This window comes from Clostridium sp. AM49-4BH, from assembly GCF_003478335.1.
Lineage (GTDB): Bacteria > Bacillota > Clostridia > Lachnospirales > Lachnospiraceae > Butyribacter.
In genome coordinates this window covers 156,527-171,096 of sequence record NZ_QUFB01000001.1, presented here as the reverse complement: position 1 = coordinate 171,096, position 14,570 = coordinate 156,527, and the positions used below count along the sequence as shown (strand labels likewise).

Here is a 14,570-nt window from a genome sequence, read left to right as displayed (position 1 = left end):
ATTTCAGTACCCGATACATCGAAATGCTCATAGCTATGGTTTATTCGCTGAGATAAAAAGGTTGAGAAACCCTGAATTTTCAATAAAAAACACTTGATTATATGAGGAGGAACATCCCTAACGAAATGTTACCAGTTGTTGAATAGATTTTCAGAGGACATTGACATATCATATACGGCTGAATCCGGAATCCCCGGGGAAGCAAGAAAAAAACAGTTGAAAAAAGCAGTTGTTGCCGTTATGGATGAATTGGGATTTCCAATTACAAATATTGATAAGACCAGGAGTCGGAGAAACTATAATTGTTATAGAGCATCATATCCCTCTATATATGAGAAGACAAATTATTTAAAACCAGAACTTGTTGTGGAAATATATGTGGCATTGTTGCCGTTCCCAACAACACGAAGAATGGTAGATAATTATATTTATCGTTTTTTGAAGAAAATTGATCGTTTAGATCTTGCAGAGATATATGGATTATTACCATTTGAGATTACTACGCAGACAATAGAGAGAACGCTGGTGGATAAGGTATTTGCTTTGTGCGATTATTATTTGCAAGGGAAAATATCTGGTCATTCAAGGCATTTATATGATATTTATAAGATTGTAGAAACAATAGGTATCACTGATGAAATGGAAAGGCTTATTCCAGAGGTTAGGGGTGTGCGTTCAAAATTAGATGTTTGTCCCGCAGCTAAAGAGGGGGTATGTATTACAGAAATATTAGAGGCTATCGTGGAGGAACAGGCATATAAGAAGGATTATGAGGAAATTACAATGGGTCTGTTATTTATTACAGAAACATATGACATGGTAATTCAGAGTATTCAAAAACTGATAAATAGTGGAGTGTGGAATTAAATAACACGATATAAAGGGATAGAGAACATTTGGTTCTTTGTTCCTTTTTGTTTTTATTGGCATCAATTAAAAATCAACAATTTATTGAGTAAATAATTTTTCTTTCCTCTACCAGAGATCTTTGCACCCATTTAACAATTAGAATCGTGTATTATATAGAAAATGATCATTTTCCATCAAACGAAGAAATAGAACAGGAGGGGGTATTTGTCATATGATAAAAACTTATGCAGGAATACCGTATGAAGAGATTGTAAGACGATATGCAGATGATATAACCCGGTTGTGCGTTGTTTGGACGCAAAATGAAGAGGCTGCGAAGGATTGCTTTCAAAATACTTTTCTCAAATTGTATATGACAAAGAAAAGTTTTCAAGAGGAAGAACATATCAAGGCATGGCTTTTCAAGGTTGCTAGAAATGAATGTAGAGATTACCATAAGCAGTTTTGGAATCGCAATGTTGATATAGGATATGACCCAAAGCAATATGAGAAACAGAGTGTATTGCAAGTGGATGATCCAGACACAGAGCAGCTTGTAAAGGCATTGCGGAGCTTATCATTTAAATATCGTGAAGTGTTGGTGTTGTACTATTATGAGGAATATAACACTAGCGAAATTGCAAAGCTTTTAAATGTCAGTGTGAATACAGTCAAATCAAGACTACGGAGAGGAAAAGAGAAACTAGCTGATATATTAAAAGAGGACTAGAGGATTGGAGGATTATTATGGATTTGAAAAAATTAGATTATATTACAGCACCAGAGGAATGGATAGAGGATATTTTGGAAAAATCCTCAAAAACATCACCAAGTAAAGCATTTTGGAGAAAATATGGTTCGATTGCAGCGATGATTGGATTTTTTCTGCTTTGCTCCACTTCAGTAACAGTTGCAGCAATGAAATCTACAGCTTTTCAGACATGGCTTGAGAATATTTTTGGAAGCGGCAATGTGAAAGAGGTCGTATTGACTACGCCAACAGCCTTGCCAACCGCAGATGTGAAGGCTAGGGATAATACGGTTCCTTTCCAAGAAAATACGATGGTTGCAGGGGAGAAAGAAAGCTTTGTCTGTGAGTATCATTTTGTGGGCGATGAGGAACAGATCGATCAGGTATATACGGTTGTTTCGGATGGATTAAAGAAGATGACACCTTCCACATTTGAAGGAGAGTATAATGGCACAAAATTTGGCTTTCAGTATGTCATCAGCGGAAATGAAATATACGCTTTTAATTATACCGGCGGCATGTCAGAAGTGTTTTTTTACTATGATAAGGATACAGTATATGGGGCAAGAACGGATGGAGATAAAAAAGAATATTTGCTGAAGATTAATTTATCTGAAAATACGGTAGAGAAAATATCGAACGATCATATGTTGTGTAACTTTGTGATGTCACCTTCCGGGACAAAGTTGTTGTGCAACCATAGAGGCGATGCGTACTGGTCTGTTTTTGATGTCAAAACACATACGGAGAAAAAGATTGACACGGCATTGGTTAATGGATACGCAAGAACATCCGATATCGAATTTTTGGATGAAGATCATATTTTAACTTACGGAGAATCGGTTTTTATGGGGGAAGATGAAAATTACGAAACTTATTGTATTAATCTTGATACCTTGAAGATCGAGAAGAAATATAATGGTACAGGTGAGATCGATATGAAGTGGGATTATCGTTATGATAAAAAGACGAAAACCCTGAAATTTTTGGATTTGGTAAATGGCACTTCGGCGACGATACCAGATGTTTCCACTACAGGACAGATTGTAGCTGCTAAGGGGGATTATGTCATATTTGGAGATATTGATATGGAGGATGATACCTTCTATCTCGTAAATCTTTCCAAGAAAAGCTGGAAAAAAATTGATATTCCAAAAGAGTTTAGAAAGAATATGGAAATGCATATTGTGAATACGCAGAAAAAGATTTTGGTCACAAATTCTAAAAAAGCATATTTGGTAGATGTGTCTTCGCTGTAAAGAGCGGCAACAACACGATTCTTCAGGCTAAAAAAGAAGCAAAGATTGCAATGTCTGTCATCATAGGCATTGCAATCTTTTTGGATATCGCGGATATAGTCGGAATCTATGGTCAGAGTAGTCATAATAGACATTCCGGTTACCATGTCCGGATATCTCTTAGCAAAGATCTGTGCATAGACGCCACCGTCACTCGCACCTAGCAAAAAGACACGATCTATTGACAGCTTTTGTATAAGAGCGTGTGAGTTTTACTTATTATAACAATTATAGCAGTGCAGCTAGAAGGCATCAGCAAAGAGCGTGATAATCTTTATCAATAAGAGGCAAATCTTGTTTCGTGGGTACAGCATGTGAAGGGGATGGCATGGATTTAGAAGTTCTGATTGCAGAGATAGTCGCGTTTGGTGTAATATGATAAGCGAAGGGTGGACGAACTTTATGCAAATTGCAAACTCTGATATGATGAAAAATTTGCAGAAAGATGTACATAGAGAGGAAAAATGATTATGACTTTAGATGTTTTGGGATTATTGGCAGCTTGTTCCTATGCACTGGACTGCGTGGAAGCAGAACTGGTTCATGTGACGAACAATCACTCAAAACGAGTGGCTTATATGAGTGTTTGCATTGCAAAACAGATGGGAATACAAGAGGAAAGCCTACAAGATTTGGCAGTGTGCGCATTATTGCACGATAACGCATTGACGCAGTATATCCAGGAAGAACTTCATAATGATATTTCGCAAATTGCCGTAACGCAAGAGGTACCAAAGTTGGGAGCACATTGCATTTGGGGTGAAAAGAATGTCGCAGAACTTCCGTTTCACACAGATGTTTCCGATGTGATCTTATACCATCACGAAAATGCTGATGGCAGTGGTCCGTTTGGAAAAAATGGGATGAAATTCCTCTTTTCTCGCGTATTATTCATTTGTGCGATTTGCTGGATATCGCCTGTCGCACTAAAAAATTTGCGGAAGGTACATGGAAGGTGGCAGAGCAGTTTGTTCAAAACTCAACAGGAACAATGTTTGATCGGGAATGTAGAGATGCATTTTTGCGTGCATTTTCAGAGGAGCAGTTTTTATCACTTGATAGGGAAACTTTCGAGGACCAGTTGTGGAAGATGGTTCCTCGGATAAACAGGATCTTGATTTTTCGCAGATCAAAGCACTTGCTGTGTTTTTTGCTCGGATCGTAGACTACAAATCGCCATTTACCAGTACGCACTCTATAGGTGTCGCTGAAGATGCGGAAAAACTGTCACGCCACATGGGATTTGATGAGGAAACTGTGCAGAAAATGTATCTTGCGGGGGCATTGCATGATATTGGAAAAGTAGCCATTGGAAATGAAATTTTGGAAAAGCCGGGAAAATTGACAGATGAAGAATTTAAGACTATGAAGCATCATGCGGCGTATACTTACTACATCCTGTCCGATATTGATGACTTTGAAGAGATTCGTGATTGGGCGGCTTTCCATCATGAACGGGTGGATGGCACGGGATATCCTTTTGGAAGGTCGGCGGCTGAGTTGAACACGCAGGAGCGCATCATGGCTTGTGTGGATATTTATCAAGCCTTGACGGAAAGTCGTCCGTACAAACAGGGCATGACACATGAAAAGGCAAGCGGTATCTTGTGGGATATGGTGAAAAAAGGATGGATCGATGGAGATATTGTCAGAGAGGTTGATTCTTGCTTTGCCGCCATTTAATTTATAGGGAGGAACAAAAATTATGGAGAAAGATGTATTGGAAAAATACAAGATGAATAGCAGGGCGGAAGCTGTTGCATTTTTGAAAAGTCTATGGAACGAGGCACCACAGCCTTGCCCGTTATGTAATGGTAAATTAGACTTTCTTCATAAAAAAGCCAAGAAGAATAACAGTGATTGGAAATGCACTGGTTGTGGGGAACGCTATGATGCCATGAAATTGCTGAACTTATTAAATGAGGGGTTTGGTCGGTAAGATTTGATTTTGCCTATAGGGAGATGGATTTGCAATGCAGGAAAAAGAGATAGATGGGAAGGCGATTTGGAGTTATGGGAATCCGGAGGCTGAGAAGGTCTTGATACAGCTTGTTGGAGAGCATGAAATATCTGGAATTGAGCAGGAGTTTCATGCAATTCAAGACAGAACTTCAGAAGAATTTTATATGATTGCCTGGAGGGTGAATAACTGGAACGATGAGTTATCTCCTTGGAAAGCACCACCGGCATTTGGAGAAGAAGGATTTGGCGATGGTGCATCAGATCTTTTAGAAAAAATATTGGAGTATTGTTCTGATAAGAGCAAGACATACTATTTGGGCGGGTATTCGCTTGCCGGATTATTTGCTCTGTGGGCATCTTGCCAGACGGACCGTTTTGTGGGAATTGCAGCAGCCTCACCGTCAGTATGGTTTCCAGACTTTTTGGAATATATGCAAGAAAATAGGATACAAAGTCGTTTGATCTATTTGAGCCTTGGCAACAAAGAGGAAAAGACTAGAAATTTAATGATGTCTACGGTCGGAGATTGCATCAGAAAGCTATATGCGTGGTTGCAGGAATGTGACATCCCATGTATTCTGGAGTGGAATCCGGGGAATCATTTCCGTGAATCGGAAATTAGGACAGCTAAGGCGTTTGCCTGGTTGTTGGAAAAATAATAACTAAAATATAGTAGAATCTGTACGATAGTACAAAACTATGGTAAAATCGGTGGAGGGAGCATCCCTAAATTATAACAAGAAATGAGGTTTATTATGAACATTGAAGATATGTTAGAGATTAATGACTGCCCGTTATGCGACGGTGGAGCACTTTTGGAAGAGGAATGTGGCTGCGGCTATTATGTGATGTGCCTTGAATGTGGCTGTCACTCTGTTACGATTGATTTTCACTCGGAAGAAGAGCGGCTGGAAGCAGCGAAAAGAACGGTTATGCTTTGGAATACCGGCAAGGTGATATCAAGTAGTCCGGGAGAATGATCCCAACATGGTTGATATTCGTTTTTAATCTTTAATAGCAAGGCAGGAATACGAAGCGCACTTGGATTTTGAAGAGACAGGATTGTTTGCTTTATATTCTGCCTGCAGGCAAGCAGGACTAAAATGCTGTTAGCGCTGGCTGACATCTGCTGAGAGCGCTGGAGGAGGAAATAATGAAAAAGGAGATATGATGACAAATCAACAAATTATGTCCATTGCTATGCGGCAATCGGCAATAGATCTTAATGCTGATATTTCTGACTTTACCAAAGAGGAAAATGTATTTGTAAAGTCAGGGTTAGGGGCTTTGGCAAGAAAATATTATAGCGAACCAATAGCATGCAATTTGGTTTCCTACGGAAGTAATATCGTGGCATCTGTAAAAGATGAATACAAAGAAATGGTAAAAGAATATTTGGGTAAGTTTGAATTTTATCATTGCTTTGAAACACCCAATATGCATTGGTTGGATGAAAGAATGAGAGAACAGGGACAAAGAGTCTGCTTCATGGCAGAATATTTTTTGCCGGATGTCAATTCCCTGAAAAGATTATCATGCCAATATGAACTTAAAGTGCTTACGCAGAAAGACTTTGACAGTTTATATTTACCTATATGGAGTAATGCTTTGTGTGATGCGAGAAAAGAGCTGGATGTTCTCGGTGTTGGCGCATATGATAATGGAAAATTGATCGGACTTGCCGGTTGTTCGGCAGATTGTGACGATATGTGGCAGATTGGAGTTGATGTATTACCGGAATATCGCAGAAAGGGGATAGCATCTGCGCTAACCAGTAATTTAGCAGTTGAGATTATAGAGCGTGGAAAAGTGCCATTTTACTGTTGTGCATGGTCTAATATCAGATCTGCAAAAAATGCAATACGAAGCGGTTTCATGCCTGCTTGGGTGGAAATGACGGTCAAACCTGCCAGTATGGTGGCTGAGATGAATCAGTAAAGTCCATGCAAATTAAATATGAAATATCGTTCAGTTAATTGATATGGAGGAAAAGAAATGACAGGAGACAGAATCATAAGTGCTCTGATTGGATTGGTGGGGGCAGTGTCGAACAATGGAAAAACCGAACAGGCAGATGTAGTGGTTCGGGAGGCTCTTTTACACCGAAATGATCCGACAATGGAAGAGTCACTGGTACAGAAAATCCACGAGTTAAAGAATGTTATCGCACCGGATTGTGCGACTTGCAAAATGCCCTGTGGAAACACATCCGACTATGACATGACACAGTTTTATAGTGCGGATGAGAGTGTACTTGCAGCCAAAAAGGAACTGCTGGAGACGCTTTGTACCGTCCTAGCAAATAATGGGCATGTCACAGATAACATTTACCGAGGAATCGCATATCTGGGATATCCGGTGACACCGGAAGACTGCGAAAGAATCCGTGAGGAGATCATAGGGCAGTATGCTTAAGCGAAGATACTCTTGGAAAATATTTTAGTAAAAGAATAGCGAGGATCATTATGCGATATTTACCGATTTTAGAGGAACTTTGTTCGTCAGATAGTATTTTATTTATGGTAGCAGGAGTTATAGTTGCATTAGTTATTAGCGTGAAATTTTGTGATACAAAAAGAAATTTGCTGGGATTGATCGGAAGTTTTGTAGTATATGCAATTTGCGAGGTGCTATCTAATTTTTATACAAATTATATGCTGGAGATTGCATTGCTTTTTGTTGGTACATTGGCGTTGGGGGCTTTTATCGGATTCCTGATAGGACTTATTGTGACGATTGTTTCGGGAAAGGGACTCTTACTATGGAAATAAGAACAGCCTCTTTGCAGGATTTAGAAGATATTGCAGCCGTAGAAGCAGCATGTTTTCCGGTGGCGGAAGCAGCGACGAAGGCAGAATTTGCAGAACGGATCCAACATTACGGAGATTATTTTTTCCTGTTGTATGATAAGCAAAAGCTGATTGCGTTTGTGGATGGTTTTGTTACAGACGAGCAGAATTTAACGGACGAAATGTATGAAAATGCATCTTTACACAACGAGAATGGTGCGTGGCAGATGATTTTTGGCGTAAATACACTTCCGGAATATCGAAGAAACGGGTATGCGGGACGATTGCTTCGCTGTGCCATTGATACTGCGAGAAAGCAGGGGAGAAAGGGCGTTGTACTTACTTGTAAAGAAAAGTTAATTCATTACTATTCCGGGTTTGGATTTGTAAATGAGGGGATATCAACAGATTCTACTCACGGCAATGCAGTATGGTATCAAATGAGATTGACATTTATAACAGGGAATGACAAATTTTAACACATTTGTTATACTAACGGTATTGTTAGGAGGTAAGAATTTGTTATGCATACATTAAAAAAATTTATACCGTATTATTCACCATACAAAGCAGTGTTCGTTCTGGATCTGATCTGCGCAGCGATGATCAGTCTGATCGATCTGGCATATCCACAGATCTTGCGGACTATGACGAAAACAGTCTTTGCCGGAAAGTCATCAGCAATTTTGCAAGTTTTGCTGCCAATCGGTGTCGCAATGCTTATCATGTATATCGTTCAGGCGTTGTGCAAATATTATGTCAGTTATCAGGGGCATATGATGGGTGCCAATATGGAACGGGATATGCGCCAACAACTTTTTGACCATTATGAAAAATTATCTTTTTCGTATTACGATCAGAACAATTCCGGACAGATGATGAGCAAATTAGTATCGGATCTGTTTGATATTTCAGAGATGGCACATCATGGACCGGAAAATTTATTTATATCATTGATAAAAATTATCGGTTCGTTTGTGTTTTTGTTTGTGATCAATCGCTGGCTTGCTATTCCGCTGTTGGTACTTGTGTTTTTTATGATTCTATTTTCCTATAGCCAAAATCGCAGAATGCAGGCAACCTTTATGGACAACCGACAAAAGATTGGAGATATCAATTCCAGTCTTCAAGATACCTTAGCAGGGATTCGGGTCGTGCAGTCTTTTGCAAATGAGGAGATAGAGCGAGACAAGTTCCGACACAGTAACGAGAACTTTTTGCATTCCAAAGACGCCAATTATCGTTGCATGGGAAGCTTTATGAGTGGTAATTTGTTTTTTCAGGGACTTATGTATCTGGTTACGCTTGTGTTTGGCGGATGGTTGATTGCCAAGGGACAGATGGAGACAGCGGATCTGGCAATGTATGCGCTGTACATTGGAATCTTTATCAGTCCGATCCAAATACTGGTAGAGCTGACGGAAATGATGCAGAAAGGCTTGTCGGGATTTCGTCGATTTTTAGCAGTTGTAGAAACAGAACCGGACATTGTCGATGCAGAGGATGCTAAGCCGTTAGAAAATGTGAAAGGAACAGTTGAGTATAAAGATGTATCTTTTCATTACAGCGATGATGATACACTTGTCTTGTCCGATGTTTCCTTTCGGATTGACGCTGGAAAATCTATAGCGTTGGTAGGACCGTCCGGAAGCGGAAAGACAACGATCTGTTCATTGCTTCCAAGATTTTACGATGTGACTGGAGGAAGCATTCGGATCGACGGCAAGGATATTCGCAGTCTGTCGTTAGAAAGCCTTCGCAACAATATTGGTCTTGTGCAGCAGGATGTGTATCTGTTTTGTGGGTCGATAAAGGATAATATTTCCTATGGCAAGCCGGGTGCCTCTATCGAAGAGATCATCGATGCAGCCAAGAAAGCGAATATTCATGATTTTATCATGTCCTTGCCGGACGGATACGATAGTTATGTGGGAGAGCGTGGAACCCGTTTGTCGGGAGGGCAGAAGCAGCGTATCTCGATTGCACGGGTATTTCTCAAGAATCCGCCGATCTTAATTCTTGATGAGGCAACCAGTGCCTTAGATAACGAAAGTGAGCGCTGGATTCAACATAGTTTGGAAGAACTGGCCAAAAACAGGACAACCATTACCATTGCACATCGCCTATCGACAATTCGAAATGCGGATGAGATTTTGGTGGTTGCAGATACCGGGATTGCGGAACGGGGTACCCACGAGGAACTTTTGGCGGCAAATGGGATTTATGCACACTATAATGAGATGGCATAAAAAAGCAAAGCCGGCGCTTTGCTTTGCAAGAATTGCTAAAGCAATTCTTGGTGGTGCATCGCTACACAGTGAGCAGTGATATATATCAGAAATAAAAGCAAAGCCAGCGCTTTGATTTGCAAGAATTACAAAGCAATTCTTGGTGGTGCATCGCTACACAGTGAGCAGTGATATATATCAGAAATAAAAGCAAAGCCGGCGCTTTGCTTTGCAGGAATGACAAATTTCATTGTATTTGTTATACTAGCTATATTATTTGGAAAGTGGGTGAGCATATGGCACAGAGCATCAGTATAGGAAAGCAGGATTTTGCTTTTTTAAGGGAAAATAACTGCTTTTTTGTTGATAAAACAAATTTTATTAAAGAATGGTGGGATAATGTCGATGAAATTACGCTGCTCACCCGCCCGCGACGCTTTGGAAAAACCTTGAACATGAGTATGCTAAATTGTTTTTTCTCTAATAAATATGCAGATCGGGGAGACCTTTTTGAGGGATTATCTATTTGGAAAGAAGAGAAGTACCGTAGTCTGCAGGGAAAATATCCGGTTATTTTTTTGAGTTTTGCCGATGTAAAACAGACGAATTACAAGGATGCAATTCAAAAGATTAAGAACTGTATTGTAGAGGCTTATCGAAATTTTCCACAGCTTATAACATGGGATGGTTTTAGCGAAGGGGAACGCCGCCAGATTATGGCGGTAACTTCGGAAATGGACGATGTGACAGCACAGGATGCATTGAAAAATCTTTCTGCATGGCTGGAACACTATTATGGTAAGAAAGCTATCATTTTATTAGATGAATATGATACTCCTATGCAGGAAGCTTATGTGCATGGCTATTGGGAGCAATTCACTGCGTTCATCCGCAGTCTGTTTAATGCCTCTTTCAAAACGAATCCTTATTTGGAGCGTGCACTGATGACCGGGGTGACAAGGGTTTCCAAAGAAAGCATTTTTTCAGACCTGAATAATCTTCGTGTCATCACAACTACATCTGATCTGTATGCAGATTGCTTTGGATTTACGGAAAAAGAAGTGTTTGATGCTTTAGATAACTATGGTATGGGCGATAAGAAAGAGATTGTCAAACAATGGTATGATGGCTTTACTTTTGGTCAATATCATGATATCTATAATCCATGGTCTATTACGAATTATTTGAAAGAAAAAAAGCTATATCCATATTGGGCATCTACAAGCTCTAATGGCTTGGTGAGCAATTTGATTCAAGCGGCATCTGCAGATATCAAAGAAAAGATGGAAGATCTCCTCAACGGAAAAGAGATTTTGGTGACTTTTGATGAGCAAATTGTGTTTGATCAGTTGGATCAGGATGAAAATGCGATTTGGAGTCTTATGCTCGCCAGTGGTTATTTGAATGTAAATGATGTGGAATATAGAGGAACGCTTTTGGAGCCATGGTATCGATTGTGTATTACGAATTTGGAAACAAAAAGCATGTTTTCGGGGATGTTTCGAGGATGGTTTAAGGCATCGCATGCAAATTATAACGGATTTGTAAAAGCGTTGCTGCAGGGGAGTCTGAAAGAAATGAATATTTATATGAATGATGTGGCATTGGCAACATTCAGTACATTTGATACGGGAAAGCAGCCTTCTAAAAAAAGCGAGCCGGAGCGTTTTTACCATGGATTTGTGTTAGGACTTTTAGTGGAACTTAGAGAACGCTATGAAATAAAGTCCAATCGTGAGAGTGGGTATGGTCGTTATGATGTAATGCTTGTGCCATTAAATGAGAGCGATACTGCGATAGTGATCGAGTTTAAGGTGCAGGATCACGAAACAGAAAAGACCTTACAGGACACTGTACAAATGGCTTTGCGGCAGATAGAAGATAAGAATTACGATGCAGATCTAATCGCACTTGGTATTGGATCAGATCGGATCCGACATTACGGATTTGCGTTTGAAGGCAAGAAAGTTTTAATTGGCTAGTATAAGATTTGAGCCCATAATAAAAATTGATTATCTGAGGAGGCGTAGTTCACGATGCAGCACATTTTATTACTTGTAACCTACCAAACAAAACCGAATACAAGAGAGGCTTTTGTGGAGGAGGTAACGGATTTAGGAATATTACAGAAAATACAAAAGGAAGATGGCTTTGTAGCATATCAATATTATTATGATGCAACGGATGCCAACACCTTGCTTTTGGTAGAAGAATGGGAGTCCGAAGCAAAACAGCAGGCACATTTGCAGACAGCCCACATGGAAGAACTACAAGCAGTGAAAGAAAAATATGTCTTACAGACCTCGGTTCGCAAGATCTCTCTATAATGCAAGGTATGCTTACAAGGCATTTCTGACTATTTGAAATTCTCTGCGCAGTCAGACGGATCGTGTTGCCATGGGAAAATATGACCGTATGGATCAGGTGCAGTACCGAAATGTTTTGTCGGTCATAATTCGTGCGAAGATCAACCCCAGCGGTAACGCAAGAATGATCAAAAGTGCAGCGGCAAGCCAAGAAGCGGCAGAATATAAATTCATCGTACCGAGATTATAGAATCCTTTGTATAAATAGAGTCCCGGTACCATGATCACGATAGAAGGGACCGTGATCGATATTCTTGGATATCCGGCAACTCCTTTTACCGTAGTGGCGAAGATGCCTGCAACAAAAGCACCGGCAAAGGCAGCAACGGCAGGTGGAAAGGATGCAAGATCGATCAGTTCCAATCGAAATGTGTTGGATACAGCACCGATAACTCCTGCCGCGGCTGCCAGCCTAATTGGGCTGTTAAAGAGAATGGAGAATCCGAATACGCCGCCAAAGCTGGCGAGCAGACGCAATATGATCCATTGCCACAGTGCAAATTTAAGTGGCAGAAATGGCATCGGTTTTAATCCAAGAACCATTGCTAAGATCCATGCTGTCATGGTCGCAACAGTGATAATGATCAGCGAATACATCAGGCGTTCCATTCCGGAACGCATATCTAATTTTGCTAAGTCGATACCGCTTGTGATAAACGGGAATCCCGGGATAATAAATAACATAGAACAGATATATCCGGCTTCGTGCTGAACATTAACTGTAAAAAACAACTGCAGTAATCTAAGCAGAACGGTATAGCTTAAACAAGCTGCTGATACAGAAGAGATGATTCCTAAAAACAGCGTCAAATGATGTTTCGTCATTTTGCATCGGATATAATTGCCGATACCTGCACCGATAAAAGCGCATAACATTTCAATGACTCCGCCGCCTAATAAAAAGGTAAAGGATCCACAGGCGAGTGCAGCGGCAAGCGCTAAAGCACCTGGAGAATATAATCCGTGTATTTTTTCAATTTCATCTAATGTCGAGTGGATCATTTCACAGCTTTTCGTAATCTCTTGGTCGGCAAAGCCGGACACCAGTTTTTCCAAGCGATTTAGCTGTGAAGTATTTACGCTGGTGTTCGTCAGACACAGCGATTGGCTAAAACTTTGCTCCCCGTCAAAACAAGTATAATTGATCGACATTAATCCAATATCAACCGTACAAGTCATATTCATTAACTCGGAAAGTTCATTCATGGAACTACGAACACGCCATGCCCCGGTTCCACAGGAAAGCATCATAATCCCGACGCGTCCGACAACAGAAGCCTTGGCTGGAAGAGAAGCTTCTGTGATCGGTGTTGGATCTGTCTTGTCAGCATATTCATGCCATAAAATATCCATATGATTTTTCTTGATGTTTGCGCCTGTAATCGCTGTTTTCATAATCATCTTACATCCCTTTCTGCAACCGTTGACCGTACTCACACGGGCAAGTTTTTGTGCATCGCGGTATTATAAATCCAAACTGTCTGCTCCGGCGGTTCGGATCATTTCTTCGCGACAGGACAGCACGAGTCCGTCGATCACGCCAATATGTCGAAGCATTTTGGATTCAAATTGCTTGATTGGGAGAAGCACGCCGAGTTCATCAAAAGTTTTGCCGGATCTGCTTCCGGTTTCCTGACCGTAAAAAACAATGGCAGAGTAAGCTCCTGCTGAATTTTATGAAAAGTTGTCCAAATGACATCGTATGCCTGCGCTTCGGACAGATGTAACTTTTTCGTATCCGGTAACGCATACAGTAGGAGAATACCGCGTTCTTTATTTTCGTGTTTTTCTTTGATGTTCATGTCGGATGTGTAATATCGAACGAGATCATAGCCGTCAGCCAAATATAATTTTGAGCGTGGGGCTGCATCGTGAGCATGGTAAATTTCTTGGAATTTTTTATATTCATGTTTTGATACGAGATTCTTTTTGTCCGCTAACAGTTTGCCATCTGCATCTGTTAGTAAAATCGGGTTTTCACCGGCTTTGCCATGAAAGCGTTTTGGGATCAGATATGCTTCTTTGAGCAGATCAAACATGGAGCGGTGGCATAACTCCAACAAAAGCGCACTAACATCACCATTTTTGTATGCATTCAAAAGCACCTCTGCAAAATGATGAGAATCCGGATCGACATATCTGTTTTCATCATCTAAATGGTCGTAAAAAGTATCAAGAAGTCTTTCACAGCAGTCATCTGAAGAAAGAATCCTTGAAAAAATCTTTTCGACTTCCTCTTCTCTCGGTAATACTAATGCCATAAGATCATCTCCATTATATGTTGTTTTTTTGCTTTGAAACGATTATAATTGAATCATTTCAATAAG

General features: G+C 40.2%; 15 protein-coding genes and 2 pseudogenes. 15 read left to right on the top strand and 2 right to left on the bottom strand.

Features of this window, described 5'->3' with window-relative positions; translation table 11 throughout:
* Nucleotides 1-117 precede the first annotated feature (117 nt).
* The 15 genes and pseudogenes from DW981_RS00835 to DW981_RS00770 form a co-directional block, all read left to right on the top strand.
* Nucleotides 118-867, top strand: a pseudogene (locus tag DW981_RS00835) (nucleotidyl transferase AbiEii/AbiGii toxin family protein); the annotation flags it as partial.
* 214 nt (nucleotides 868-1,081) lie between these two features.
* The gene (locus DW981_RS00830; RefSeq protein ID WP_118506419.1) at nucleotides 1,082-1,579 is read left to right on the top strand and encodes a sigma-70 family RNA polymerase sigma factor; all 498 of its coding nucleotides are present in this window, start codon (nucleotides 1,082-1,084) and stop codon (nucleotides 1,577-1,579) included.
* Nucleotides 1,580-1,596: 17 nt separating this feature from the next.
* Nucleotides 1,597-2,859 carry a hypothetical protein gene (locus tag DW981_RS00825; protein ID WP_118506418.1) on the top strand — a complete coding sequence of 421 codons (1,263 nt, stop codon included), beginning with the start codon at nucleotides 1,597-1,599 and terminating at the stop codon, nucleotides 2,857-2,859.
* A gap of 509 nt (nucleotides 2,860-3,368) precedes the next feature.
* Nucleotides 3,369-4,004 (top strand): HD domain-containing phosphohydrolase, encoded by a 636-nt coding sequence (locus DW981_RS16000; RefSeq protein WP_347474472.1) that lies wholly within the window; start codon nucleotides 3,369-3,371, stop codon nucleotides 4,002-4,004.
* Complete coding sequence (locus DW981_RS15995) at nucleotides 3,982-4,581, top strand: HD domain-containing phosphohydrolase (protein WP_347474471.1); 600 nt, start codon at nucleotides 3,982-3,984, stop codon at nucleotides 4,579-4,581. Before DW981_RS16000 ends, DW981_RS15995 begins: the two co-directional genes overlap by 23 nt.
* Nucleotides 4,582-4,603: 22 nt before the next feature.
* Entirely contained in the window at nucleotides 4,604-4,837 is a 234-nt protein-coding gene (locus DW981_RS00815; protein ID WP_118506417.1) for a hypothetical protein, read from the top strand.
* 34 nt (nucleotides 4,838-4,871) lie between these two features.
* Entirely contained in the window at nucleotides 4,872-5,519 is a 648-nt protein-coding gene (locus DW981_RS00810; protein WP_118506416.1) for an esterase, read from the top strand.
* 96 nt (nucleotides 5,520-5,615) lie between these two features.
* On the top strand, nucleotides 5,616-5,840 hold the full coding sequence (locus DW981_RS00805; RefSeq protein ID WP_022025045.1) for a Lar family restriction alleviation protein: 225 nt from the start codon (nucleotides 5,616-5,618) through the stop codon (nucleotides 5,838-5,840).
* A 190-nt stretch (nucleotides 5,841-6,030) separates the two neighbouring features.
* Nucleotides 6,031-6,798, top strand: a complete 768-nt coding sequence (locus DW981_RS00800) for a GNAT family N-acetyltransferase (protein ID WP_118506431.1) — start codon at nucleotides 6,031-6,033, stop codon at nucleotides 6,796-6,798.
* Nucleotides 6,799-6,855: 57 nt separating this feature from the next.
* On the top strand, nucleotides 6,856-7,275 hold the full coding sequence (locus tag DW981_RS00795) for a hypothetical protein (protein WP_118506415.1): 420 nt from the start codon (nucleotides 6,856-6,858) through the stop codon (nucleotides 7,273-7,275).
* A gap of 50 nt (nucleotides 7,276-7,325) precedes the next feature.
* Entirely contained in the window at nucleotides 7,326-7,631 is a 306-nt protein-coding gene (locus DW981_RS00790) for a hypothetical protein (RefSeq protein ID WP_118506414.1), read from the top strand.
* Nucleotides 7,622-8,128: a GNAT family N-acetyltransferase gene (locus tag DW981_RS00785; RefSeq protein WP_118506413.1), complete on the top strand. Its 507-nt coding sequence runs from the start codon at nucleotides 7,622-7,624 to the stop codon at nucleotides 8,126-8,128. Before DW981_RS00790 ends, DW981_RS00785 begins: the two co-directional genes overlap by 10 nt.
* A gap of 45 nt (nucleotides 8,129-8,173) precedes the next feature.
* Nucleotides 8,174-9,898, top strand: a complete 1,725-nt coding sequence (locus DW981_RS00780) for an ABC transporter ATP-binding protein (protein ID WP_118506412.1) — start codon at nucleotides 8,174-8,176, stop codon at nucleotides 9,896-9,898.
* 275 nt (nucleotides 9,899-10,173) lie between these two features.
* The gene (locus tag DW981_RS00775; protein WP_118506430.1) at nucleotides 10,174-11,859 is read left to right on the top strand and encodes an AAA family ATPase; all 1,686 of its coding nucleotides are present in this window, start codon (nucleotides 10,174-10,176) and stop codon (nucleotides 11,857-11,859) included.
* 54 nt (nucleotides 11,860-11,913) lie between these two features.
* Nucleotides 11,914-12,204, top strand: coding sequence for an antibiotic biosynthesis monooxygenase (locus tag DW981_RS00770; RefSeq protein ID WP_022024954.1), 291 nt, complete (start codon nucleotides 11,914-11,916; stop codon nucleotides 12,202-12,204).
* Nucleotides 12,205-12,297: 93 nt separating this feature from the next.
* On the opposite strand, the gene DW981_RS00765 is transcribed toward DW981_RS00770, so the two are convergent.
* Nucleotides 12,298-13,638: a threonine/serine exporter family protein gene (locus tag DW981_RS00765; RefSeq protein ID WP_182434059.1), complete on the bottom strand. Its 1,341-nt coding sequence runs from the start codon at nucleotides 13,636-13,638 to the stop codon at nucleotides 12,298-12,300.
* 69 nt (nucleotides 13,639-13,707) lie between these two features.
* Nucleotides 13,708-14,504: pseudogene (locus DW981_RS00760) on the bottom strand (DUF4866 domain-containing protein).
* Between the last annotated feature and the right edge of the window lie 66 nt (nucleotides 14,505-14,570).